At 43.5% G+C, this 26322-nt stretch carries 27 protein-coding genes and 1 CRISPR repeat array (1 of these 28 cut by a window edge); of the genes, 26 read left to right on the forward strand and 1 reads right to left on the reverse strand.

The features are described 5' to 3' along the window. Positions 1-127: 127 nt before the first annotated feature. From B0182_RS05130 to B0182_RS05245, 24 genes are all read left to right on the forward strand, one after another. A complete protein-coding gene (locus B0182_RS05130) occupies positions 128-784 on the forward strand; it encodes a phosphoribosylanthranilate isomerase (RefSeq protein WP_078273897.1) in 657 nt (218 codons plus the stop codon). A 1-nt stretch (position 785) separates the two neighbouring features. Further along, the gene (locus tag B0182_RS05135; protein ID WP_078273898.1) at positions 786-1187 is read left to right on the forward strand and encodes a hypothetical protein; all 402 of its coding nucleotides are present in this window, start codon (positions 786-788) and stop codon (positions 1185-1187) included. Positions 1188-1198: 11 nt separating this feature from the next. Further along, a complete protein-coding gene (locus tag B0182_RS05140; RefSeq protein ID WP_078273899.1) occupies positions 1199-1435 on the forward strand; it encodes a hypothetical protein in 237 nt (78 codons plus the stop codon). A gap of 173 nt (positions 1436-1608) precedes the next feature. Further along, positions 1609-1851, forward strand: a complete 243-nt coding sequence (locus tag B0182_RS14600; protein WP_208624044.1) for a PIN domain-containing protein — start codon at positions 1609-1611, stop codon at positions 1849-1851. 10 nt (positions 1852-1861) lie between these two features. Beyond that, positions 1862-2614, forward strand: coding sequence for an SDR family NAD(P)-dependent oxidoreductase (locus B0182_RS05150; RefSeq protein WP_078273900.1), 753 nt, complete (start codon positions 1862-1864; stop codon positions 2612-2614). 8 nt (positions 2615-2622) lie between these two features. Next, complete coding sequence (locus tag B0182_RS05155) at positions 2623-2859, forward strand: hypothetical protein (RefSeq protein ID WP_078273901.1); 237 nt, start codon at positions 2623-2625, stop codon at positions 2857-2859. 8 nt (positions 2860-2867) lie between these two features. Then, positions 2868-3245 (forward strand): type II toxin-antitoxin system VapC family toxin, encoded by a 378-nt coding sequence (locus B0182_RS05160; protein ID WP_208624043.1) that lies wholly within the window; start codon positions 2868-2870, stop codon positions 3243-3245. Between the two features lie 20 nt (positions 3246-3265). Further along, positions 3266-4468 carry a tryptophan synthase subunit beta gene (gene trpB / locus B0182_RS05165; protein WP_078273903.1) on the forward strand — a complete coding sequence of 401 codons (1203 nt, stop codon included), beginning with the start codon at positions 3266-3268 and terminating at the stop codon, positions 4466-4468. Continuing rightward, complete coding sequence (locus B0182_RS05170) at positions 4468-4941, forward strand: HNH endonuclease (protein ID WP_078273904.1); 474 nt, start codon at positions 4468-4470, stop codon at positions 4939-4941. Before trpB ends, B0182_RS05170 begins: the two co-directional genes overlap by 1 nt. Positions 4942-5062: 121 nt before the next feature. Continuing rightward, positions 5063-5881, forward strand: a complete 819-nt coding sequence (gene trpA, locus B0182_RS05175; protein WP_078273905.1) for a tryptophan synthase subunit alpha — start codon at positions 5063-5065, stop codon at positions 5879-5881. 70 nt (positions 5882-5951) lie between these two features. Continuing rightward, positions 5952-6839: an acetyl-CoA carboxylase, carboxyltransferase subunit beta gene (gene accD / locus B0182_RS05180; RefSeq protein WP_078273906.1), complete on the forward strand. Its 888-nt coding sequence runs from the start codon at positions 5952-5954 to the stop codon at positions 6837-6839. 125 nt (positions 6840-6964) lie between these two features. After that, positions 6965-8284 carry a bifunctional folylpolyglutamate synthase/dihydrofolate synthase gene (locus B0182_RS05185; RefSeq protein WP_078273907.1) on the forward strand — a complete coding sequence of 440 codons (1320 nt, stop codon included), beginning with the start codon at positions 6965-6967 and terminating at the stop codon, positions 8282-8284. A gap of 137 nt (positions 8285-8421) precedes the next feature. Then, positions 8422-9513, forward strand: a complete 1092-nt coding sequence (locus tag B0182_RS05190; RefSeq protein WP_158079639.1) for an SPOR and LysM peptidoglycan-binding domain-containing protein — start codon at positions 8422-8424, stop codon at positions 9511-9513. Between the two features lie 840 nt (positions 9514-10353). Beyond that, on the forward strand, positions 10354-12528 hold the full coding sequence (locus tag B0182_RS05195; protein WP_078273909.1) for an ATP-binding protein: 2175 nt from the start codon (positions 10354-10356) through the stop codon (positions 12526-12528). Positions 12529-12758: 230 nt separating this feature from the next. Further along, entirely contained in the window at positions 12759-13121 is a 363-nt protein-coding gene (locus B0182_RS05200; protein WP_029103044.1) for a response regulator, read from the forward strand. A 135-nt stretch (positions 13122-13256) separates the two neighbouring features. Then, positions 13257-13712, forward strand: coding sequence for a chemotaxis protein CheX (locus tag B0182_RS05205; protein WP_029103043.1), 456 nt, complete (start codon positions 13257-13259; stop codon positions 13710-13712). Between the two features lie 296 nt (positions 13713-14008). Continuing rightward, positions 14009-14761 (forward strand): 30S ribosomal protein S2, encoded by a 753-nt coding sequence (gene rpsB, locus B0182_RS05210; protein WP_078273910.1) that lies wholly within the window; start codon positions 14009-14011, stop codon positions 14759-14761. A gap of 138 nt (positions 14762-14899) precedes the next feature. After that, positions 14900-15778 (forward strand): translation elongation factor Ts, encoded by an 879-nt coding sequence (tsf, locus tag B0182_RS05215; RefSeq protein ID WP_078273911.1) that lies wholly within the window; start codon positions 14900-14902, stop codon positions 15776-15778. 429 nt (positions 15779-16207) lie between these two features. After that, the gene (locus tag B0182_RS05220; RefSeq protein WP_078273912.1) at positions 16208-18556 is read left to right on the forward strand and encodes a TonB-dependent receptor domain-containing protein; all 2349 of its coding nucleotides are present in this window, start codon (positions 16208-16210) and stop codon (positions 18554-18556) included. A 124-nt stretch (positions 18557-18680) separates the two neighbouring features. Next, entirely contained in the window at positions 18681-19319 is a 639-nt protein-coding gene (pyrE, locus tag B0182_RS05225; RefSeq protein WP_078273913.1) for an orotate phosphoribosyltransferase, read from the forward strand. Between the two features lie 8 nt (positions 19320-19327). Then, on the forward strand, positions 19328-19567 hold the full coding sequence (locus B0182_RS05230) for a hypothetical protein (protein WP_078273914.1): 240 nt from the start codon (positions 19328-19330) through the stop codon (positions 19565-19567). Beyond that, positions 19564-20028 (forward strand): type II toxin-antitoxin system VapC family toxin, encoded by a 465-nt coding sequence (locus tag B0182_RS05235; protein WP_078273915.1) that lies wholly within the window; start codon positions 19564-19566, stop codon positions 20026-20028. Before B0182_RS05230 ends, B0182_RS05235 begins: the two co-directional genes overlap by 4 nt. 22 nt (positions 20029-20050) lie before the next feature. Beyond that, positions 20051-21001: a glutathione synthase gene (gene gshB, locus B0182_RS05240; protein ID WP_078273916.1), complete on the forward strand. Its 951-nt coding sequence runs from the start codon at positions 20051-20053 to the stop codon at positions 20999-21001. A gap of 184 nt (positions 21002-21185) precedes the next feature. Beyond that, positions 21186-23303, forward strand: a complete 2118-nt coding sequence (locus B0182_RS05245) for a PhoX family protein (RefSeq protein WP_078273917.1) — start codon at positions 21186-21188, stop codon at positions 23301-23303. A 209-nt stretch (positions 23304-23512) separates the two neighbouring features. Here B0182_RS05245 and msrA read toward each other — a convergent pair whose 3' ends face one another. Next, positions 23513-24031: a peptide-methionine (S)-S-oxide reductase MsrA gene (gene msrA, locus B0182_RS05250; protein WP_078273918.1), complete on the reverse strand. Its 519-nt coding sequence runs from the start codon at positions 24029-24031 to the stop codon at positions 23513-23515. A gap of 76 nt (positions 24032-24107) precedes the next feature. Here msrA and cmoA point away from each other — a divergent pair, with 76 nt between their 5' ends. Further along, the gene (gene cmoA, locus B0182_RS05255; RefSeq protein ID WP_078273919.1) at positions 24108-24908 is read left to right on the forward strand and encodes a carboxy-S-adenosyl-L-methionine synthase CmoA; all 801 of its coding nucleotides are present in this window, start codon (positions 24108-24110) and stop codon (positions 24906-24908) included. A 119-nt stretch (positions 24909-25027) separates the two neighbouring features. Continuing rightward, positions 25028-26032, forward strand: a complete 1005-nt coding sequence (cmoB, locus tag B0182_RS05260; protein WP_078273920.1) for a tRNA 5-methoxyuridine(34)/uridine 5-oxyacetic acid(34) synthase CmoB — start codon at positions 25028-25030, stop codon at positions 26030-26032. Between the two features lie 217 nt (positions 26033-26249). Further along, positions 26250-26322: a CRISPR direct-repeat array (repeat unit 36 nt; unit sequence ATCTACAAACAGTAGAAATTTAAAAGGTCGTTAGAC); it runs 3269 nt beyond the window's last position.

Below are 26322 nucleotides of genomic sequence, written 5' to 3' on the forward strand. Positions count from 1 at the left end.
AAAATGAATATTTAATTAATTTTTATTATAAATTAAAATCTCTTAGAAAATAGTCTCACAGACCATAGACAATCACACAAAATAATGGTAAGTTAAGAAAATTTTACCCCATAAATAAGTCGTTAAAATGAAAAACTTAGCCGTCAAATTCTGCGGATTTACTCGCACGGACAATTTACAGACCGCCATTGCTCTTGGCGTGAATGCGGTGGGACTGGTGTTTTATCCGCTAAGCCCCCGTGCTGTCAGCATTGCCACCGCCCAGACGCTTGTGTCAGCCGTGCCAGCGTTTACCACGATTGTTGCTTTGGTCGTCAATATGGGGCAGGATGAACTTGTCAATTTGGCAAAAGAAGTCGCCTTTGATATTATCCAATTTCACGGCGATGAAACGCCTGCTAAGTGCCAAACGCTTGCCCGTGCGGTTAATAAACGCTGGATAAAAGCCATTCGGGTAAAAAATGACGACACCAGCGACACGCTGTTAAATCAAATCAACGCATTAAAAGCGTACGGAGCAAGTGGCGTGATTTTGGATGCTTTTAGCGATACGGCGTATGGCGGAACAGGGCTTGTCTTTGATTGGACAAAAATCCCTGACAATTCGCCTTTGCCGATTTATTTGGCAGGGGGATTAACGCCTGATGCGATTGGCGAAATTGTGAACAATCAAGCATTAATGGCAAAAATAAAAGGCGTTGATGTCAGTGGGGGAATTGAAAAGGAAAAGGGGGTGAAGTGTGAAATTAAAATGAGTGAGTTTATAAAAAATATGGTAAAATAAAATGAGTCAAATTGGCAAACCAATCATTCGAGACAATCACGATAAAAGTCTAAAAATCATCATTTGGTGTGCTGGTATTTTGGGAATGATAGTATTTGGCACGATGATTTTTATTGCCTTAACTGAACAGGCAATTAGCATTGGCGGTGTTAGGGGTGCTAGAACCACTTATCATGAAGGCGTTGAAGCTATTAAACAAACTTATTTTTTATCTGCGTGTTTTATGCTAAGTTTGGGTTCTGGATTTTGGTATTTTAGATATAGAAGGTTAATTTGGTTAATATTGTTTTTATGTTGGATTATTTTTTGGTTTTTGTGCATATGCATTATGTGCGTTAAGTATGGTATAATCACCAAAATTTTAACCAAAGATAGTCACGCAATTATTAATCAGATAAGATAAGAAGAGTAAATATGATTGTAGAAATTAGTTTATTACTCATAATGGTGCAACAAGCCATCATACAAGGCGAACAAATTAACTTTGTTAATCAAGGAAAAATTGTTGCGAGCACCATAGGTAATCAAATGGATAATAACCAAACCTTATACGAATGGGCAATTGCTTATGATGGGGCTGATGTATCGGATATTGAGTTTGATGAAGTCGACCCTATTTCCAGCCAAAATCGCTTTTTGGAGCTTGATTGATGTATTTGTTGGATAATAATATTATTTCAGAATTACGCAAAATCAAATCAGGCAAAGCCAATCTAGGTGTTGTAGATTGGATAAAAGACAAACCAAAAAGTCAAATTTTTACTTTTGATGTCGTGATAATGGAATTATATTGTGGCGTTTTATGAAAAGAGCGAAAAGACCCAATGCAAGGCAAGCATTTAAAAGAATGGTTTGATAATTTTGTAATGCCTTATTTTGGTGGTAGAATTTTATCCATTAATTTTGATATTAGTTTGATTTGTGCCGAATTTCATACACCAAATCCACGAGCAGAGAATGACGCTTGGATTGCCAGCATTGCTAAATATCATAATCTTATCTTGGTAACTCGCAATGAAAAAGATTTTGCAAATTTACCCATAAAAATCATCAATCCATTTATTTAAGGAAAAATCTATGAACATTCTAATCACAGGCGTAACATCAGGTTTTGGCAAACAAATTGCCATTGATTGTATTAAAAACGGCTTTGCCGTTATTGGCACAGGTCGCCGTCAAAATAAACTTGATGAATTAAAAAACGACCTTGGTGATAATTTTATTCCGCTGTGCTTTGATATTGGCGACATATCCGCCACAAAAATGGCTTTGCAAACTTTGCCTAATGACATTTTGGCAAATATTGATGTGCTTATCAATAATGCAGGGTTGGCACTTGGTTTGGAATCTGCCGATAAAGCGGATATTAACGATTGGCAAACGATGATAAATACCAATAATTTGGGGCTTGTTAATATCACGCACGAGATTTTACCATTTATGGTTGCCAAAAATGACGGCTATGTCATCAATATCTCATCAACGGCAGGCAATTATCCGTATTTTGGAGCGAATGTCTATGGGGCGACTAAGGCATTTGTTACGCAGTTTAGTCTCAATTTACGAGCCGATTTGATTGGCAAAAAAGTGCGAGTTACAAACGTAGAACCTGGTTTGTGCGGTGGCACGGAGTTTAGTAACGTACGTTTTTATGGCGATGATGACCGTGCGGGCAAGGTTTATGAAAATGTGGAATTTATTCGCCCTGAAGACATTAGTAATATGGTATTATGGCTTATCAATCAGCCCAAACATATTAATATTAACCGACTAGAAGTCATGCCTGCCGCCCAAACTTTTGCGGGATTGACGGTCGTGAAGGATATATAGGAAAAATTATGCATTATACAATTAGCGGCATTTATCAAGGTGGTAAAATTTCATTAAATGAATTACCGCCATTTGATAAACCCAGTCAAGTTATGGTTGTATTTTTGGACGAGCCATTTTCAATCCATGAACAACCAAAAGCAAAAATCAGCAAACGCCAACAACAATTAGGCAGATTGTCTGATTATAAAGCTGACCCTGCTTTTTATGAGCCTTTGGATAAGGATGAATTGGAAAAATGGTAAAGCGATATTTGTTAGATACCCATACTTTATTGTGGTATTATACCGAACCTGAGAAATTATCCAGAACAGCCATTGATATTTTAACCAATGATGATAATCAAATTTATGTCAGTTCGGCAAGTGTTTGGAAAATGGCAACCAAACACCGAAAAGGCAAATTAGGCAAAGCTCAAAAAATATTAGAAAATTTTGAAGAGCTAATGATTGATGCTGATTTTAAACCTTTGTCGGTAAATTGGCGACACGCCAAATTATCAGGCGAATACGCCTTAAAACATTCAGACCCATTTGATAGAATGTTGTCCGCTCAAGCTCAAATTGAAAATTTAACATTAATCAGTTGTGATAATGAAATAATGGCATTTCCAATTGATGTTATTTGGTGAAAAATTAAAGGAAAATCCCTATGACAGACTACACCCAATTCCCCAATACATCAGGGCATTTTGGTATCCACGGTGGACGCTTTGTGTCCGAAACTTTGATGAGTGCGTTGGAAGAATTAGAACGCATTTATTTATCGGTCAAAAATAACCCAGAATTTTGGGCAGAGTATAATGACGATTTGGTGAATTATGTCGGTCGTCCCACGCCTTTGTATTTTGCCAAACGCTTAACAGCGGAAACAGGCGGGGCAAAAATCTATCTTAAACGAGAAGATTTAAACCACACAGGTGCACACAAGGTCAATAACACCATCGGTCAGGCACTTTTGGCAAAATTGGTCGGTAAAAAGCGTATCATTGCCGAGACAGGGGCGGGTCAGCATGGGGTGGCGACAGCCACCATCGCAGCACGACTGGGGTTGGAATGCGTGGTTTATATGGGGGCGGACGATGTAGAACGCCAAAAAATGAATGTCTATCGTATGAAACTTTTGGGGGCGACAGTCGTGCCTGTAACGAGTGGCTCTCGCACGCTTAAAGACGCAATGAACGAAGCGATGCGAGACTGGGTAACCAATGTGGACGATACTTATTATGTGATTGGTACGGTGGCAGGTCCGCACCCTTACCCGCTTTTGGTGCGAGATTTTCAGGCAATTATTGGACGAGAGGCTCGTTTACAACACCTTGAAAAAGAAAACAAATTACCTGACGCTTTGGTCGCTTGCGTGGGTGGTGGCTCTAATGCCATGGGGCTGTTTTATGAGTTTTTGAATGACGATGATGTGGCGATTTATGGCGTGGAAGCAGGCGGACACGGCATTGACACAGGCGAGCATTCTGCCCCCCTAAATGCAGGGCGTGTGGGCGTGTTGCACGGCAATCGTACCTACCTTATGGCGGACGATGATGGTCAAATTTTGCACACGCACAGCATATCGGCAGGGCTTGACTACCCTGGTGTAGGGCCTGAGCATAGCTTTTTAAAGGACGCTGGGCGTGTCAATTACCCTGTCATCAATGACGATGAAGCTCTAGAAGCCTTTCGTATTTTGACCAAAACCGAAGGCATTATCCCTGCCCTAGAAAGCTCGCACGCGGTCGCTTATGCGTTAAAACTTGCCAAAACCATGGATAAAGATAAGTCTATAATTATCAATCTGTCAGGGCGTGGCGATAAAGATTTGCATACCGTGATGAGTATTGACGGGATTGAGATTTAATGTCCGTGACTCCGTCAAGGGCAAAAAACGCCATTGGGCGAAGCTTGTCGCAAATTATTTTTGGCTATCCCACAACCAGCGACAAACGGCAAATTTGGCAATATTTTAATCATCGCTGTGCGTATTGCGATTGTCAAATCACTGAACGAAGCGGACATTTAGACCACTTAATCCCAATCAGCGATGGCGGTACAAATCACAAGCATAATTTTGTGTTGGCGTGCCGTCATTGCAATGGCGATGAAAAGCGTGAGCAGGATTGGGTATTATTTTTAACATTAAAATGCCAAAATTTGCCAAAATCAGTTTTTCAAAAACGTTATGAAAAAATCCAATCTTGGTACAATCAAAAAGATTGTCAAATCATGGATTTACGCATACAGCAAGAAATGAATAACATCATCAATCAAGCAAAACAAGATTTTGATAATGCTGTGGCAAAAATGCGTGAATTAAAGAAAGGTATTAAATAGGTTAAAATCAATATGCCATTTTAACTTTCGCAAATTAATCATGTAAATTTAATTGTAATAGGATAATAAAAATTATCGTTTATTAAATTTACCATTAGAAATTTCTAAATAGGAATAAATGATGACTCGAATTCAAGAAACCTTTGCTACCCTAAAACAGCAAAACAAAAAAGCCCTAATCCCTTATATTATGGCAGGCGACCCAAATCCGTCCGTTACGGTGGATTTAATGCACGAGCTGGTATCGGCAGGGGCGGACATCATTGAGATTGGCTTGCCATTTTCCGACCCAATGGCGGACGGACAGGTGATTAGCCTAGCTGGTGAGCGAGCTTTAAACGCTGGCACCAGTACCAAAAAAGCCGTGCAAATGGTGGGCGAATTTCGCAAGACCAATACCACAACACCTGTTTTGTTAATGGGCTATTTAAACCCTGTGGAAATTATCGGTTATGATGATTTTCTAACTTTGTGTGCACAAAATGGTGTGGATGGCTTATTGCTTGTCGATTTACCGCCCAATGAAACAGACGACACGCTGTCCAAAAGACTTGCCGACAAACGCATCAATCAGATTTTTTTACTTGCCCCAACCACACAAGCCGACCGCCGTCAAGCGGTATTAAAGCACGGCACAGGCTTTATTTATTATGTCTCGGTCAAGGGCGTAACGGGTTCAAAGGCATTGGATACCGATGAAGTGGCTCGCCAAGTCCAATCCATTAAAGCCGATACCGATTTGCCTGTTTGTGTGGGTTTTGGGATAAAAGACGGTGAAAGTGCCAAAGCGGTTGCCAAGTTTGCGGACGGTGTGATTGTCGGTAGTGAATTGGTGCGTCATTTTGCTGATGTGGGCGATGACAAGGACAAGCTGGAGCTTGCCATTGATAAGGTGCTTTCAAAAATGGACGAGTTACGCCAAGCCATTGATGGCCTTTAACAAAAACCATTTGCCAAATCATCAAAACAACTGTAAACTATGCCTATTTGGATATTGAATTAGGAATACCATGACTGACACCCAAGCCCAAACGCCAACCACATGGCTAAACCGCCCTGTACCGTCTATCAAGCAAGACCGTATCGTTCAGCCGTCTGCGGTGGAGACCGAGCCGTCCACAGAATGCCCAAATTGCCACACGCTGACGACCAACACCAGCTTGATTTTTAATCAATACGTCTGCCCCGACTGCGACCACCATTTGACAATGTCGGCTCGCAAGCGGTTGGCGTGGTTTTTTGACAGCATTACAGGCGAGCTTGGGCAAAACTACCAAGCAGGCGACCCCCTAAAATTTACGGATTCCAAGCCTTATCCCTTGCGTATGAGCGAAGCCCAAAAGACCACGGGCGAGAGCGAAGCCTTGATTGCCATGAATGGCAAAATCAAGAATTTGGAGCTGATTGCTTGTGCGTTTGATTTTAAATTTATGGGCGGTTCTATGGGTTCGGTGGTGGGCGATAGGTTTGTCATGGCGGGCGAAAAAGCCCTTGCCGAGCGTAAACCGCTTGTTTGCTTTGCGTCTAGCGGTGGGGCAAGAATGCAAGAAGGCTTGCTATCACTCATGCAAATGGCTCGCACGTCTGCGGTCATCGAACGCTTGCGTTTGGCGGGCGTGCCGTATATCGTGGTGCTGACCAACCCTGTCTATGGCGGGGTTACGGCAAGTCTTGCCATGCTGGGTGATGTGCATATTGCCGAGCCACGTGCGATGATTGGCTTTGCAGGTAAGCGAGTGATTGAGCAGACCGTGCGTGAAGTACTTGATGAACCGTTCCAACGTGCCGAATTTTTGCTGGATAAAGGCACGGTGGATATGGTGGTACACCGCCATGAGCTTGTGGATACGGTGTATAGACTGCTGACCAAGATGATGAAATTGCCGAATGTGAGCTAAATCATCACGCATAACACCCCATTTGGCTTGCTAAATGGGGTTTTTCTTTTAACGCCCTTAAATTTTATTGAAAAAACCCCAAAAATCATGCACAATACCCTAAATTTTTAACACCAAAAACACCCATGAACACCCTCCAAACCCTCTCCGATTGGCTTAATTATCTGGGTCAAATCCATGTCTCCGCCATTGACATGGGGCTTGACCGTGTGCTACCTGTCGCCCAAGCGTTGGGCGTATTAAAAGACGACTTGCCACACCGCCCCTATGTCCTTACAGTCGCAGGCACCAATGGCAAAGGCTCGACCACCGCTCTCATCAGCGAGATTTGCACCCAAGCTGGCTACAAAACCGCCTTGTATCAATCCCCTCATTTGATAAGTTTTAACGAACGCATTAAAATCAATGGGGTAGATGTTGATGATGAGTTATTGATAAAAGCCTTTAATGCCTGTGAAAAAGCTCGCACGGACTGCGATGTCTCTTTATCATTTTTTGAAATGACGACGTTATCGGCATTTTGGATTTTTAAAGAATTAAAATGCGATGTTTGGGTATTAGAGATTGGTTTGGGCGGACGGCTTGATGTGGTGAATATCATTGCCCCTGATATTGGCGTGATTAGCAATATCGGCATTGACCATATTAATTGGCTGGGCGATGATAGAGAAAAAATCGGTTTTGAAAAAGCAGGGATTATCCGTGATGATATGCCTGTGATATATGGCGAGCGTGATATGCCTAATAGCGTATCCCAAATGATTCATGACAAAAACGCCAAATACTATCAATATGGTAAGGACTTTATTTATCAAGCACATGATAAAAATTGGATATATGCCAATGGAGCGATGGCATTAGATTTGCCCAAACCAAATATCGCCCTGATTAATGCCAGTAATGCCATCAGTGCGATATTGGCAAGTGAATTAACCGTCAGCATAGACGATATTAAAAACGGCTTAAACAATATCAAATTATCAGGGCGATTTGATAAAAGAATGATAAATGGCAAACAATGGATTTTTGATGTTGGGCATAATACGCATGGCATTAGTTTTTTGATGACATCATTTATCCCTTTTTGGCAAAATGTTAAAAACAGTAATCCAAATACCAAATTGCATTTTTTATTTAGCATGCTTGCTGATAAAGACATTGATGAAGTATTAACCTTGATTGGCAGTTTTGAGTTGCCCATCACCGCTTGGCATATTGGTAAGATTGACAATGTGCGAGCGGTGGCAGTGGATGAGCTACACACCAAAATCGCCACGCATTTGCCAAACAGTACCGTTTATGCCCATGACAACATTGCTAAAGCGGTAGAGAGTGTGGAGACGCAGGCGAATCATGATGACGTGATTTTGTGTTTTGGCTCGTTTCATACGATAGGCGAGAGTTTGATTGCGCTGGGGCTAGCGGATGACCCACGTTCTGTCTAAGAAAATTGTAAAATCAGGATAAATCCGATTGGCTTTATTGTCTTTTATGGTAAAATAAAAACATTACTAACAGACGTGATAAGACGATGATTTCAAAACAGTTATTATTAGGATTAAGTTTGGTTTTGGGTGGTGGTGTGATTTTATATGCCGTCAATCAAGGACAAAGCGACACCGCCCAAAACGTACAAACTGCTAAGACCATCCCCCAAACAGACAACGTGGCGACCACTGCCGATGACGGCGTGGTTCGCCCAACCGTTGAGCCTTTGACCGTGGACATGGCGACCGAGAGCAAACTTTTGAGCGCCAAACAAGAAGCCCGAGAAGCTCGCACGCTTGCCCAAGAAAAAGAAGCCATGGCACTCATCGAAGCCCAAGAAAAAGCCCAGCAGCTGGCTCTTGATAAGGCGACCGCTGAGCAAAAAGCCACAGCCACGCCTGCCGACACGTTGACGGTGGAAACACGCCCCGAAGCCATTGCTGTCGCCAAGGCACAGGCAAAGCGTGAACTCTTGGAAAAACTTGCCAAAGAAAAAGAGCTAAAAGCCAAAAAAGAGCAAGAACAGCGTGAAAAAGACGACAAAGAAAAAGCCAAAAAAGAACAGGACGAGAAAGCCAAAGCCGATAAGCTAAAAGCCCAAAAATCACAGGATAAGAAAGACAAAGCTGAGAAAGAGAAAAAAGAACAAGCCAAAAAAGCCCGTGATGAAGCCCCACAAAATGCCAATAATGGTCAGCACAAAGTGGTGCGTGGCGACGGTTTGATTAAGTTGTCTCGTCAGTATGGCGTGCCTGTCTCCGCCCTTGCCGAAGCCAACAACATGGGGCGACACGACCCCCTACCGCTTGGCAAAACCATCAAAATCCCATCAAAAGCACAAGTGGCACGCTTAGAGCGAGAAGCCAAAGAGCGAGAAGCCCAAAAAGCTGCCGCCGCCAGTGCTGATAAACGCCTAAAAGAAGCCCGCCAAAAGGGCAGTGACGGCGATAGTAATGCCCGCTATGGCGTGCAGGTGTCGCTGGCTGACAACCAAGCCAAAGCTGATGAGCTTGCCAAAAGATACCGAAACGCTGGCTATAAGGTCAGTACCAGTCAGACCAGTCGTGGCGTACGAGTACTGGTCGGTTCAGAGAAAAACCAAGACGCCGCCACCGCTTTGCGTGACAAAATCAAAAACGACAGTCGTGTGGACGGCAGTGGTGCATGGGTAAAACGTGTGCAGTAGCTCTAAGAGGGTTTGGATAAATTGATTATTGTGATTGATTAACCGTGATAAAATATAGTCTCATGACCGATGAAGTTGTGCGATTTTTTGGTGGGATGAATGGGCTATAAAATTTTACAAAAATAAGTAATGAGCGATAAGGATTGATGGTTTTATCACAAAACAAGTTTGGTGGGATTGATTGGTATTTTTATCAATAAATCTGTGTAGGGCGTGTTAAATTTTGGTATTTGCAATAAAAAAAGAGAAAAATTGCACATTTGTCAAGAAAAAATCGTAGGCTGTGAGTTTTTATCAGACAAGTTTTTGACGCAGAAAAACAATCCGACCACTTAATTTAAAGAAATTAAGTTAAAATCTTGAAAATTCACACGATTAAGTGGTCGAATGGCCATTTTTCGTGAAAAAATTGATTAAATCATCAAATTTCAATAATTTTAATCAAATTTCAATAAAATGTTATCAATGGTAGGCACGCCCTAATGATTTATGTCTGGAAATTGACGATTTCTTTATGAGGGTAATTTGCCTTGCTGAAAATTAAATATAAGTGCAATTGCCCTGATAAATTAATAATTTTTTGATGATAATTGTGCTGGTTGTGTTATAATGTTAGGTATATGCCCAAATTTTGAAATAAATCTGTAACACTTGTAACAACCTGTTGCGATGGCTGATGGGGTCATTCCATGATGGTTTTGAGTGTGATGATATGATTTGGGCGGACTTTAATAAGATGCCTTGTTGCTTGGTTCGGGTATTTTTATGATGTAATAAAAATATTAAAGGAATGTATAGCGCCACAATAAGGTTATCAGTCACTTCTCGTTAGGAGTATTTATGTCTCAAAATGCCACACCAGCCACAGGGCGTTATCAGGGTTTGATTCTCTCGATGTCGCTTTTTATGGCATTGATTTTTGTCTTGCTTGCATTTACGTTTTATGCATCAAACGTGTTAGAACGCAACTCTACCTTGGCGAACGCCACACATTGGGTTGCTAACGACACGCAGTCACTCATTAAAGATATTTTTGACATGCAATTAAGCTATGGTGAGGACATCACGTCCCCCCACATGAAAACGGTATTGACTCGTCTAGATGCCACCAGTAAATCTATTGATGCAACTTTGACTGCCATTGAAAATGCTGGTATCTACCATGACTTGCATGGTGATGCTCATCAGCTGCCAAAGGTGACAGATGAAAGTGCAATCGCCCAGTTAAAGGCGGCACAAGAACAATGGAATGCTCTAAAACCTAGGGTAGATGTGTATCTGGCGGTGGCAAGCGACATTACTGCAGATTCTAGTACGCCACTGCGTTTGGTAGGTGAGCAAGCCAAAATTTCATCTTTGGCGATGAATGACGCTTTGCATGATCTAACTTCTGACGTAACGAACATTGCCGAAACTCAGGCTCGCAATATTCGTATTATTCAGCTTGTTGGGGTGGGTGCGATTTTGGCGTATTTTGCCGTGTTTATTCTCATCGTGCTAAGACGTCTGCGTGAGTCGGATGCTAAGACCGAAGCGGCACGTCAAGAAACCGCTGAGATCATGCAGACGGTAAACACCGGTTTGTTCCTGCTTGACAGAGACCTAAACATCGGTCAGCAACACTCAAAAGCCCTGAGTGACATCATCGGTACTAATCGCTTAGGTGGCGAGAACTTGACCACTGTGCTTCGTAATCGTATCTCAGATAAAGACCTTGACACCACACAAAAATTCATCGACCAGCTATACAACCCACGTGTTAAAGAAAAACTGGTGGACAGCTTAAACCCTTTAAATAAGGTAATGATTCAGCGTGAGAGTGAAGATGGTACCAGTGAGAATCGCTATCTTGACTTTAAATTCTCTCGGGTATATGAAGGCAAAGACATTGCTCGTATCTTGGTGAACGTTAATGACATCTCAGATGCGGTACGTCTAGAGCAACGTCTAGAACAAGAACGTGTCCAAAATGACATGCAGATTGAGATGCTTACCACCATCTTGAACGTAAGCCCTGGTGTGATTAGTGAGTTTATTGACAATACGCACAAGCATATTGAGAAGATGAATAATACGCTCAAAAATCCAGGTAATTCACAATTTGAACTGCAAAACAAAACTAAGTCACTGTATCGTGAAATGCACAGCTTAAAAGGTGAAGCGTCAGCCCTTAAGCTACACAGTTTTACCAGGATTGCTTCTGAGGCAGAAAATAAACTGCATGCATTACAAAACCAAGCAACACTCTCAGGTAATGATTTCTTGCCATTAACGGTGCATCTAGATGAGTTGTTAAGTCTGTCTAATACCATTGCTGGTTTGGGCGAACGTATCAATGCAGCAGCACGTAATATGATGAGTCATGGTTGTCAAGAGGTTAGTGCCAGAGTCCAAGAAGACTACCTAAGAAGTGAAATGACTCAGGTGGCAAAAGAAGAAGCTGTGGATGCCAAAGAAGAGCTGGTTGAGTATTTAGAGCAGTTTGCCCAAGACATTGCCGAACGTCAAGGTAAACTTGTACAACTAGACACTCAAGGGTTGGAGGGTCAACAGATTCCTGCACGCCTAAAAACCGTCACTAAAGAGTTGTGTGTTCAGCTACTTCGTAATGCCATTGTTCATGGTATTGGCTCGCCCACCGCTCGTGTCCAAAATGGCAAAAACGAGATGGGTACCGTAAAAGTAATGGTGCAGTCTTACGCAGGAGATAATAAGAGCGACTTTATTTTTAGTATGGAAGATGACGGCAGGGGCATTGACTATGAAGCGATTCGTCAGCGTATTATTGCCAAAGGCACTTATACTGAAGATGAGGTGTATGCCTTTGAAAAGAGTCGCTTATTGAACACCTTGTTCTCATCAGGATTTAGCACCAAAGACCAAACCGATGAAGATGCAGGTCGTGGCGTGGGACTAGACATTGTCAAAGATCGTGTGAAGGAATTTGGTGGTAAAATTAATGTTCAAAGTGAAGATGGTCAATTCTGTCGCTTTGTAATTAAACTACCCATGTGATTAATTTTAATAGGGCATGCCTATCTTTGATATTTGCAATGAAAGAATCAATCAAAACTTTAAGTTTCTACCGAATTTGATAAAACATCATCAATGGTAGGTACGTCCTAAATGAAAGTGTTGAATTTTAATCATATTTCATAAAAATGTATCAAGGGTAGGCACACCCTACAAAAACCTGCAAGTGCTGTATTATTTAGAAGGCTTGCGGGTATTATAATGGAGTTTATATGTATAAATTAATGGTTGTTGATGATTCAAACATCATCAGAAATCGCATTCAACGTGCTTACAATAACGAAAAATTCATGTTGGTTGCCACAGCATCCAATGGGGCGGACGCAGTTGAAAAATTTCAACTGCACAAACCTGATGTTGTGACCATGGATTTGACCATGCCTCAGATGGATGGTTTGGAGTGCATTGAAAAGCTGGTTGCTTTAGATGAAGAGGTGCGTATTTTGGTGGTTTCAGCACTTTCTGACAAAGCCACAGGCATTCAAGCATTATCACTAGGTGCTAGCGGTTTTCTATGCAAGCCATTTTCTGACGAAGAACTCATTGCAGCACTCGATGAGTTAATGCATGACTGATTGTTGTTTGATGAGTGTTAAGTGTACGCTTGTTGAGAATTTGTAACCAATGGAAGTCCTTGGGTGGCTTCCTGCCTGCTTTACTTGAAAAATTATTTTGACATAGGGCATGGCACAGAAATTAAGAGAAGTATTATGAAAGCAGAAAAATTAAATGTTTTTATCAGCTCAGTGATGGCGTTTTTTGACCAAGTTGGTGAAAAATTAACCGAGGTGGACACCCCTTATTTAAACAGTAATGCCACGCCATTGGCTTATGATTATAGTGGTATTATTACCATTACAGGTCCTTTGACGGGCTGTGTATATGTGAGTGCAGAGACCCCACTACTGCGTGACCTGCTCATCACTTTAGGTGAGCCTGAGAATTCTTTGGCACTATTAAAAGACCTTATTGGTGAAGTGGCAAATACGGTATCGGGTAACGCACGCACAGAGTTTGGTTCAGATTTTATCATCTCGCCACCTAAGATTGTTGATGGGGCGCCAAGTGTAAATTTCTTGCCCAAAGACAAGCGTACCTATGTCATTCCTTTTCATTGGCGTGAGCATGATGGCGTGATTGGCATTTGTGTGGGCTATAGCAGTTAATTCTAACCTTTGTCATACATCCCTCCACAAAGCAAATAACTTTAAAAGTTTATTGGTGAGTGGACGGATTTTGTTGTCAAGAAGATCAATCTATGCTATAATAAATGGCTTTTTAAGCATTTACTTTTAACTTTAATGACACACACGAATTAAAGTCCTAAATGTACGCTTTTATTTTCATAGGACTTGCTTTTGGCTTATCGGGGTGTTTGTCTTGCTATGCTTTTGTGGCTTTATTAAGATAAATTCGTTAAGACTCGTTCGTGGAGGCATAACCCAAACTTTAAGGACACATCATGTCAAATCCTACTCAAATCGCCATGCGTGACTTGTTAGAAGCTGGTGCTCACTTCGGTCACCAAACCCGCTATTGGAATCCAAAGATGAATCAATACATCTTTGGTGCTCGTAACGGCATTCATATCATCAACCTTGAACACACTGTTAAGCAGTTCAATGAAGCTCTAACCTTTGCTAACGGTCAAGCAGCCAACCGTAACAAAATCCTATTTGTCGGCACCAAACGTGCTGCAGGTCAAGCCATCCGTGAGCAAGCACAACGTGCAGGCATGCCATATATCGACCATCGCTGGTTGGGTGGTACATTGACCAACTGGAAAACCATTCGCCAATCCATCACTCGCCTAAAAGAGTTAGAAAAGCAAGCTGAAGACGGCACCTTTGCCAAGCTAACCAAGCGTGAAGCCTTAGAGCGTACCCGTGACATGGAAAAGCTAGAGCGTGCTTTGGGTGGTATCAAAGAGATGAATGGTCTGCCTGATGCGATTTTTGTGATTGACGTTAACCATGAAGCCATCGCCATTAAAGAAGCCAAAAACCTAGGCATTCCTGTGATTGGCGTGGTCGATACCAACTCAAATCCTGACAACGTAGATTATGTCATCGCAGCCAATGACGATGCCATCCGTGCTGTAACTTTATATGCCACTGCCATGGCTGATGCCATCATCGCAGGTAAAGAGTATGCCAAAACTCAAAGCAAAGGTGGCGAGCAAGAGCAAGAAGCAAACGCTGAGAAAGCTGAATAATTATCAAATTACTGTTTGATAAAGCAAAAGGCGTGAATGTCTGCATAAACGTTCATGCCTTTTTTGATAAATTTGTCGTCAAGCATTCATGATGGTATGATATGCTAATATTTAAAATAAGTTTAAAAGGTAAAATCCATGTCTCAAGTATCTGCAAAAACCGTAAAAGAACTCCGTGACCGCACTGGTCTTGGTATGATGGAATGTAAAAAAGCCCTAGAAGAAGCAAATGGCGACATCGAGCTTGCCATTGACAACTTGCGTAAATCAGGTCAAGCCAAAGCTGCCAAAAAAGCAGGTAACATCGCCGCTGACGGTGCCATCATCATCGCCCAAACGGCTGGCAAGGCACTCCTATTGGAAGTAAACTGCCAAACTGACTTCGTTGCCAAAGACGAAAACTTTACCGCATTTGCCAACAAAGTGGCTGAGCTTGCCCTAGCAAATAACACCACTGACGTGGCTGCTATCTCTGCATTGTCTTATGAAGATGGCGTGAGTGTAGAAGAAGCTCGTGTTGCCCTAGTACAAAAAATCGGTGAGAACGTACAAGTTCGCCGTGCCGAAGTCATCGAAGGTGCTAACCTAGCCGCTTACCGTCACGGTCTGCGTATTGGTGTTGTGGTGTCTTATGAAGGTGGTTCAGAAGAGCTTGGTAAAGCTGTCGCCATGCAAGTTGCTGCCTTTAACCCACTGGCGGTAAACGAAGAGAGCGTGCCTGCCGACATCCTAGCTCGTGAAAAAGACATCATCGAAGCCAAAGCCAAAGAGTCAGGCAAGCCAGAAGCGGTTGTCGAGAAGATGATTACTGGTGGTGTTCGAAAGTACCTAAACGAAGTGACTTTGGTAAATCAGCCTTATGTCATTGACAACGACAAAAAAGTTGGCGATGTGCTAAAAGCTGAAAACGCAACTGTCATTAGCTTCAAACGCCTAGAAGTTGGCGAAGGCATTGAGAAAAAGCAAGAAGACTTCGCTGCCGAAGTTGCTGCCGCCCAAGCTGCCGCCCAAGGTTAATATGCCACTACCTAAAAAACCCAATCTTGTGATTGGGTTTTTTTATTGTCTGCACTAACGGTTTGTATGGCAATTTAACTTCAAAAAACACCAAAACCGTTCGCCCTGAGCTATGCCTTCGGGTGAAGGGTTTTCCGTTATGGTTCGACAAGCTCACCACGAACGGAAAACCTAATGTGGTGTATTTTGAGCTTAATTAATTGTATGTCATGATATACCCAAACAACTCCAAAAGTGCTACAAGCTTGTTTTTGGGCTAAGGTGTACAATACGTGCTATTAAAAGCCTAAGTCCAAAATGGTGCATTGCCCGCATTATAATTTGTGTTAATTTTTAGGTTCCATTGGTATGTAAGCTTGAAATTTGTGTAAAGATACTTGTTGTTTTTGCGTAATTGTTATGTAATAATATACTTTTTTTGAGGTAATTATGCATTTACGTACATTAAATTTGATGATGTTGGCGATATTGGCTCAGACGGCAATGGCAGAAGAGTTGCCCAATGTTCAATTACCTGCAATGACCATCTATCTTGATGAAAAAGCACCAAACGCCACCTATATTTATAATAAATTATCAGATAATAAAACACTTGGCGATGCAGTTAAAGGCATCTCAGGCGTGCAGAGTAGTAGTTTTGGTCCGCATGCAGGTTCGCCCGTTGTGCGTAGCTTATCTGGCAATCGAGTTAATATTACAGAAAACGGCATGGTGGTCAATGGGCTAAATGCCATGAGTGCAGGGACAAATGTCGCTTTTGACCCAGTATTTCATCGTTTGGTTGGTGTGCAAAAGTTTAATAATGTCGTAAAAGAAGGTGGTCATGCCATCGGTGGTAGCGTAGAGATTGATGGCGGTCTTGTGCCGAAGCATCTTGATGATGAGCCTGTGGGGCTTGAAGTACATTTGCAAAAAGGTTTTAATGACATTGACTCGCATGGCATCAAGGCGAATTTTAACAACCAAAAAAACATCAGTGTCAATGTCTTGTATTCCACTCAGCAGTTAGATGGCTATGACATTGTGGGGGCGAGCAAGGCGAAGGTGTGTGACAGTCAATTAATTTCGAGTAACCAATACGGGCTTGGTTATAACATGAATTTGGTTAATTCATGCCAACGCCAGCCCGTCATCAAAAGCGAATTTAACATCGCGTCCAAAAAATACTATATGCCCGATTATTATGACATGACAACGGGCAAGATTCATGATAAATACAGCGATTGGGGGCTTGAATTGGCAGATGTGTTCACCAATACGCCAAATCCCAGATATAAAGACAATCCTCACTATGTCGCAGGCACCCCTGACAAGATAGAGAAAGTGGATAAAATTTTGGACATTACCGAAAATTATCATAAAAAATTAGGTAATAGCGATCTTGAAAATCATCGCTTGGGCGTGGCAGGTAGTTATTTTTGGCAAGGACATGGCAAAAGCAATTACATCGCTTTATCTGCTGATACAAAGCACAGTCGCTATGGACTGCCGGGTTTTTCCATGTCAAATCTAGGAGCAGGGCTTGATTATAAAAGCGGTCAGCCCGTGCGTATTGATGGCACGCAAAATAAACTGGCCGTCGAAGCACAGACACATCATGCTTCGCCTTGGCTAAATCGCATGACCGTTCATGCTGGTTGGGTTGATGAGCGGAGTAAAGAGAATGTGGGGGAGCAGTTGGCTAATGACTACCGTTTTCACACCAGTCAATTTGCCACATCGGCTTATCATCAGCCCCAATCATTTATGTCGGGTGTGGTAGGGGTAAACGGCTCTAAAAGACAGGTTCAAGGAGCGGGCGAATCGGTGTATCTGCCTAATGTGAATACAACAACTTATGGGGTGTTTTTACAAGAAACGCTATCATTTAAGCCTGTGGATTTGACATTGGGTTACCGCCATGAACGTGTTGAACACGATATTGTGGGTGACTTTGCCACACATCGTAACGCCAAGAATACAAAGCTAGAAGGCAGAAAATATGGGCTAGATAGCTATGATATCCAAGCATCTTTTCGTCCGTTTGACCGAGTGGGCATTAAGGCTCGCTATGCCGATAGCCAAAGAGCACCTGACATTAATGAGCTTTATGCATCCAATTTACATTATAGCATCATGGCACACGAAGAAGGCAATCAAAACCTAAAACCAGAGCGGGTAAAAAGCAAAGAATTGTCTGTATCATTTGATGGTTCGGATTTTGATGTAAATGCATCAGTGTATGCAAATAAGTTCACCGACTACATTCATATGGCGTCAAGTGGGGCGATTACAGGTGGAGCGAGGATGCCATTAAAATACTGGCAACAAAATGACGTTCAGGTAATGGGTTTTGAAGTAGATGTGAGTCGAGATTTTGATTTGGGGCGTTATGGCAGTATGACGATATCGTCATTTGCTGATTTGGTTAAAAACAAACATCTAAATGCTGGTGAAGTGGCTTTACATAACGACGGTATCTATATGCCAAATATGCCAACCAATCGCTACGGACTTGGGGTGAAGTGGCAGTATCAGGATTGGCAAGTGGGTATTAATGGTGTGTATTATGATGAGCCGCGTTATCAAAACGCCAAAAGCGAGACAGCACTACCTGCCTACACACTTATCAGTGCAGATGTGAAAAAAGACGTGTATTGGTTGGGCAGTCCGATGACGTTGCGTTTTGGTGGTACAAATTTGCTTAATGAGGATGCTCGCCCGCATAACTCACCCTTGCGTTATATCGCCCCGCTACCTGCCAGAGCTTTTACCGTTGGTGTCACAGCACGATTTTAATGACAAAAAACGCACTATCTCGGTGCGTTTTTTATTGTAAAAAATTTGGGAAATTTGTCAAAACAGAGTACAATAGAGATTATTTTACGATTTATTGTAATCATTTATTTTATCGGAGATTTTTATGTTTAACAAAAACGAATTTATTGGGCTACTGCTTGATTATGGCGTTTTAAAATTTGGCGAATTTACCCTAAAATCAGGACGTGTTAGTCCCTATTTTTTTAATGCAGGGCTATTGTCAAGCGGTAAGGCATTGGATATGCTCTCAAACGGCTATGCCGATATTTTGGCAGGGCAGTTGGGCGATAATCCCACAATTTTTGGGGCGGCGTACAAGGGCATTCCTTTTGTGGCGACCACCGCTCAGACCCTATGGCGTTCGCATGGCATTGACACCGCTTGGGGCTATAACCGCAAAGAAGCCAAAACGCATGGCGAAGGGGGCAACCTTGTCGGAGCGGATTTGTCAGGCAAATCGGTGTGGGTGATTGACGATGTCATGACCGCAGGGACGGCTGTGCGTGAAGTGGTTGAGATTTTAAGGAATGCAGGGGCGAGCCTTGCGGGGATTGTCATCGCCCTTGACCGTAAAGAGCGTGGGCAGGACGAGCGTTCGGCAGTAGAGCAAATCAAAGATGATTTTGGCGTGCCTGTGTTTGCCTTGGTGGATATTGATGATATTATCACCTTTTTGCAAGACAAAGGCGAGACCGAGCATTTGGCAAAAATGCAAGCCTACCGTGAGCAGTATGGCGTATAGGGGGCGTTATGGCGGTGGTTGAAAGAACGTTTGTGATTGATGAAAGTATTGCCAAGCAGTTGGACGAGCTTGTGCTTTTTGATGAGCAGTCAGAGTTTGTCAGCGAAGTGCTTGCCAAACAAATTTATCAAATCAACAAGGAAAAACTGCTTAAAAAAATGCAAACGCTACGCCAGTCTGACAAAGTACCTGACGGCATTTCTACCACGGATATGATTTATCAGTTGCGACAAGGCGGACAGGTGTGAAATCTTATTTTGCTGATAGTGTGGTGATTGATGCCAATGTTTTTGTCAAACTGCTACACGCCGAACATGACAGCCCGCTAGCCTTTAAGTTTTTGGATTATTGCATTGCTCACGATATTTTAATCGTTGCTCCGACACTTTTTGATTATGAAGTTATCTCGGTTTGCGTGCGATTGCACATTGAGTTAAATGAGATATTGACGTTACTCGCAGCTTATCGGGCGACCAATTTGGTGTTACAAGTGCCTGACTTTGACGACTGGCAACTGGCGACCAAAATCTGCCAAGACGGCAATGCCAAAAGTGGCTATCCGTCCATGTATGACGGCATTTATCAGGCAATGGCAATCAATCGCAACATCACGTTTGTCAGTGCCGACACTCGCCATATCGCCAAAGCCAAAAAGCATGGCAATGTCTGTGCGTTGGCAGATTGGCGTGGTATTTTTAAAAATTTTTAACCATTTTTAACTGGAAAATCTGATGAAAAAACTTAACTTTCTTATCGTCATGGACGATATTGCCACCATTAACTACAAAAAAGACACCTCCCTTGCCATGATGTGGGCGATAGCCGAGCGTGGGCATGGCTTGGCGTATTGTGGCATTCATGATTTGTGGCTTGATAAGGGTGAGCTGTGCGTGGATAAACAGGACGTGGAAGTCTTTAAAAATCCTGATAATTTTTATAAATTGGGCGAAAAATCAACCGTCAAAGCCATCGAATTTGACGTGATTTTGATGCGTAAAGACCCGCCTTTTGACATGAATTTTTTGTACGCCTTGCACCTATTAGAATACGCCAAACGGGCAGGCGTGCTGGTGGCAAACGACCCAAACTCGGTGCGTGCGTGTAACGAAAAGCTCTTTGCCACGCAGTTTGGCGAGCTCATGAGTCCGACCATTGTTACCGCCAAACAGTCGCACATTCGCTCGTTTATTGATGAATATCAAGACGTGATTGTCAAGCCGCTTGACGGCATGGGTGGTATGGGGATTTTCCGTTTGACGGCAGATAGCCCCAATATCGGCTCAACTTTGGAGATGTTGACCCAATTAGGAACTTTGCCTATCATGGCTCAAAAATACCTGCCCGAGATTAAAGACGGTGATAAGCGAGTGTTGATTGTTGGTGGTAAGGTTGTGCCGTTTTGTTTGGCTCGTATCCCGCAAGGGGGCGAGACTCGGGGCAATCTGGCGGCGGGCGGTCATGGTGTTGCCATGCCACTTACGGACGCTGAGCGAGCCGTTGCCGAAAAAGTCGCCCCCACTTTGGTGGAAAAAGGCCTGTATTTTGTGGGGCTTGACCTCATCGGGGCAAAAATTACCGAGATTAACGTAACCAGTCCAACGTGCGTGCGTGAGATTGACGAGCAATGTGGCACAACCATTGCGGTGGATTTTATTGAGTTTATTGAAAATTTGGTAAAATAAGTTGTGGTTGATTTATTATGATTGTGGGGTAAATTGCAGTTTACTCTAAGGAAATGCCACGTGGACGTGTTCATCACGCCCTTACCAGATGCGGTAATTTTCATCAAATCATCATAAACCATTCACAAAACCGTCATAAAAAGCTCGTATCCTATGCGTACTTTGATAACTTTTGGAGTACGCCATGCCATTGCACAGCAACACCGACCTAGACCACGATGACGAAATCATCGAAGACTCAAACCCGACCGACAACCCCGAATTTGCCAATATGCTCATCAAAAGACGCTCCATTTTAAAGGGTGGGGCAGGGCTTATCACTGCAAGTTTCTTTAGCTCATTGCTCCTTATGGGCTGTGCCACAGGAGAAGGCACGGCAACAATAGCAACCAATGGGGCAGGCAAACGCCCAACCGCCCTAAAATTTACCGCCGTTCCCCATTACACAGGGGGCGACATGATTGTGGCGGACGGCTACCGTGCCGAGCTGATTTTGCCTATGGGAATGCCCATTGTCAGCGGACTTGGCGAGTGGACGGACGACCGTATGGTAGTGGGCAAATCTTTTAAATACCGCATGGGCGACAACCATGACGGAATGTGGTTTTTTGGCTTAAAAAACGGCAGTGACGCCCCCGATGTGTCCGAACGGGGACTGCTTGCCATGAACCACGAATACACCAACTCAAACCTAAATCCCATTGAAAACTACTCCGACCAAGACGACACCGCTCCCAAGATTTCTCAAAAAAGACGACTTGCCAATGACGTTCGCCGTGAGATTCACGCTCATGGTGTGTCGGTGGTGGAAGTCAAACGCACGCCCACAGGTTATGAGCTCATCAAGGATTCACCCTTTAACAAACGCTACACCAGTGGCACGCCAGCCCAATTGTCAGGCGTGGCAAAGGGCAGTGAATTTGTCAAAACACGCCTTGACCCACAAGGCTTGTCGAGCGTGGGTATTAACAACCAATGCGGGGCAGGGCTGTCGCCTTGGGGGACGTATTTGACGACCGAAGAGAATTTTTTGAACGTGTTCGCTCGTGGGGCGGATAAGGACATCATCGGCGACAAAAACGACAAACGCCTTGCCCGATATGGCTTAAAAGAAGACACGATAGACGATCCTGCGTACAGTTGGCACACGCCAAAGGACGGACAGGCAGGCGAGTTTGACCATTGGGACATCACCGCCAAGGCAGGCAAAACCGCCACGGACGATTATCGCCATACCTTTAACACCTTTGGCTATATCACCGAGATTGACCCTTTTAATCCAAAAGCAAAAGCGGTCAAACGCACAAGTTTGGGGCGGTTTGCTCATGAAAACTGCGCCTTTGCCCCACCAAACGAAGGCGAACCGCTTGTGTTTTATATGGGCGATGACGCTCGGGGCGAGTACATTTATAAATTTGTCTCCTATGCCAAATGGACGAATGCCGATGTGGGCGGTGGGCTTGCGGTGGGCGATAAATATCTGGATAAAGGCACGCTGTTTGTGGCGGTGTTCCACGATGATGGCACGGGGCAGTGGCGTGAGCCGTCCAAGAAAAATCCCATGCTTGCCGACTTTGAGAACGATGCCGAGATTGCCGTGTTTGCCCGTATGGCAGGCGATAAGGTGGGAGCGACCAAAATGGACAGACCTGAATGGGTGTCGGTAAGCCCTTTGACTCGTGAGATTTATGTAACTTTGACCAACAATTCTAAGCGTAAAGAAGAAGACGTGAACGGAGCCAACCCTAGAAGTTATGACGGCAAGGGCAATCAGCACGGGCATATCATTCGCTTTGCCGAGACGGCAGGGGGCGTAGGTGGTACGTTTGTTTGGGATATTTATCTGTTTGCATCTCCCCATGACAAGCACGAGCAAAACCTATCAGGCTTGACCGCCGAGAATGACTTATCGTCCCCTGATGGGCTGTTTTTTGACCCCCGTGGCGTGCTGTGGATTCAGACCGATGACGGGGCGTACACCAAAACGACCAACTGTATGCTACTGGCAAGTCTGCCAAACCACATCGGAGACGGGGCGAGCCTGACCACAAGCACAGGCAAAACCACCCACATGGGGGCAAAAGCCACGCCCGACACGCTAAAACGCTTTTTTGTCGGACCAAAAGGGTGTGAAGTAACAGGCATTACCATAACCCCTGATTGTAAGGCGTTGTTTATCAATATTCAACACCCTGAGGGTACATTTGGGGCGGTGGCAGGGGGCAAAACCCCACGCTCTGGCACGGTGGTGATTACCAAAAAAGACGGTGGCGTGATTTTGGCGGAGTTGCTGGAGGGGTAGGGATTCCTGCCTTTTAAACGGATATTTTCATTGTACACGCTACTTCAGACTCAACTTTTGTATTTGCAATGAAAAATAATCCGACCAATGAATTGTATAAGTTCTTAAATTAAGTGGTTGAATGACAGTTTTTCATACAGAAACATCGCTTTGTTTCTAAAATATTTCTATAATAGAATTATCTCTTACAATTGAACCAGAGAGAATCATTATTTAAGAAGAGTGCTAAATCCTGCCTTTAATTTTTGTAACTTTGGCGGGATGGCAAAGTTGCAATAACCTTGGGTGGGGTTTTTGGCAAAAAAGTTCTGATGATAATCTTCTGCTTGATAAAAGGCTGGGGCTTTTTCCACGCGTGTGACCACGTTAATGCCGTCTGCTTTTAGCATGGCGATTTTGTCGTTGATGATGGGTAAATCCGCTTCATCAGTATAAAAAATCACAGACGCATACTGCGTGCCAATGTCATTGCCCTGACGGTTTAGGGTGGTGGGGTCGTGCATGGCAAAGAAAATACCCAAAATGTTTGATAAATCAATGACCTGCTCATCATAAACAACCTTAACAACTTCCACATGCCCTGTTTGTCCACTGCACACCGATTCATAATCTGCCGTCTCTGCTTGTCCGCCTGCATAACCACTGGTCACAGAATCAACACCTTTGACCGCCAAAAATACTGACTCGGTACACCAAAAGCAACCGCCCCCTAGGATAATCTCTTGCATAATCACACCTTTAATTTATGAAAAAATAGATTAATAGTGGTAGAATAGCACATATTTTATAAAAGTCCAACGACCCATGCCACACAGCGATCATACCCCCAGTCCGACCATTAACTCAGTCATTAATACTGGTGCGGACACACTGTTTACCACGCCCCTTGACAAACACGCCCGTTTTAGCTTTGATGAGCAGGTGGTGGCGTGCTTTCCTGACATGATACGCCGAAGTGTCCCTGGTTATGGGCAGGTGCTTGCTATGTTGCCGATTTTTGCCCGTCGTCATCTGGGACATCGCCAACACAAAAACGGCAAAAAAATCAGCCGTGTCTATGACTTAGGCACATCGCTTGGGGCGGTGCTGTTTGCATTGGCAGGCGAGTTTGGGGCGGATGAAGTGGAGCTTATCGGCATTGATAACTCGCACCCCATGACCGAGCGTGCCACTGCCTTGTTGGGTGAGCATTATCCTAATCATGACATCAGTATCATCTGCGATGACGTCAATGAGATGGCACTTTTAGAATGCGACATGATTGTGCTGAATTTGACTTTGCAATTTTTACCGCCTGCCAAACGGGCGGAACTTTTACAAAAATGCCATGACGCATTGGCGGATGGGGGGATTTTGATATTGACCGAAAAAGTGCATTTGCTTGATGAGCAAAATGACGCATGGCAAGTTGAGCGGTACTATGACTTTAAGCGTGCCAATGGGTACAGTGAGCTTGAAATCAGTGGTAAGCGAAATGCCTTAGAAAATGTACTTATCACGGACAGCGAATATCAGCACAGCGAGCGACTGACGGCGGTGGGTTTTGCCAGACAGATGACGTGGTTTCGCTTTTTAAATTTTATCTCTATCATTGCTTTTAAATAAAGCCTGTATTTATTTTATCTTACAAATCATTGATGGTTTTAAAACCCATTTACAAGATAAATTGTAATCGCCCTTATTGCTAAAAATACACCAAATTTTAACTTTTACATGAATAACTGATGACTACCATTGCCGATTTTGAAAAAGATTTGTATCTGTTTTTATTAAACATTGCCAAAAACAACCCAGTCGCTCATGAGTGGCTTGCTCATCTGCCGACATGGCTTGGCGATGTCAAGGACAAATCCCGCTACGCCCACGCTCCTTATTATGCGTCCGCCATTAATAAACTGCCTGACGTTCATCCTGTGGCGACAGATTTGACCGATAAAGTCGCCATCACGCTGGGCGGTGATTGGCAAATGGGCGAGTATAAAAAAACTACAGCACTGCTAAAAACACTCATGCCGTGGCGAAAAGGCCCTTTTTTTATCGGTTCGGATAACAAACTCATCCATATAGACACCGAATGGCGGTCGGATTGGAAGTGGCAGAGAGTTGCTCCGCATTTGGATTTGTCAGGTAAGCGAGTGTTAGATGTCGGTGGTGGTTCGGGCTATCATGGCTTTCGCATGCTCGGGGCGGGGGCGACGTCGGTGGTGGTCATTGACCCGTCGTGCTTGTTTTATCATCAGTTTATGGCAATCAAGCACTTTGTGGGGGCGTGTGACGTGCATTATGTGCCTGTGGGACTAGAAGTGTTGCCATCTGGGGGGTGGTTTGATGTTGTGTTTAGCATGGGGGTGCTGTATCATCGCTCATCGCCCTTTGAGCATTTGGAGCAGTTAAAGGCTCAGCTACGTCACGGTGGCACGCTCGTCCTAGAAACGCTCATCGTTGATGGCGATGAACATACCACGTTGGTGCCGTTTGAGCGTTATGCGATGATGAATAACGTGTATTTTTTGCCGAGCGTGCCTGCGTTGACAAAATGGCTTGGCAAGGTGGGTTTTGTTGATGTGCGTTGTGTGGATATTGATGTAACCAGCACTGATGAACAGCGTGCGACCGAGTGGATGAATTATCAGTCATTGGTGGACTTTTTGGATAAAGATGATAAGACCAAAACCGCCGAAGGTTATCCTGCCCCCAAACGGGCGGTGATGATTGCCAAAAAGCCCTAATGCAATTCCAAAAATTTAATAGGCTTCTTTCCAACCCCCGATTTTTATAGATTTTTAAAAACTTTAACCCCAGTGTTTATAAGGGGTTGTTTTTAGTTTGGAAAGAGGTTTAATGTTTTCATAAAGATACCCTTAATTTTGAAATGGATTACAAGTGTTGCACCTAGAAGTTTAAAAAAATCGTTAGACTTCCAACCAATACGAGAAAATTTGTGATATCTACAAACAGTAGAAATTTAAAAGGTCGTTAGACGCGTCGGCTGGATTATGGACGAAGGTAATCTACAAAC

Source organism: Moraxella bovis (assembly GCF_002014975.1).
GTDB lineage: Bacteria > Pseudomonadota > Gammaproteobacteria > Pseudomonadales > Moraxellaceae > Moraxella > Moraxella bovis.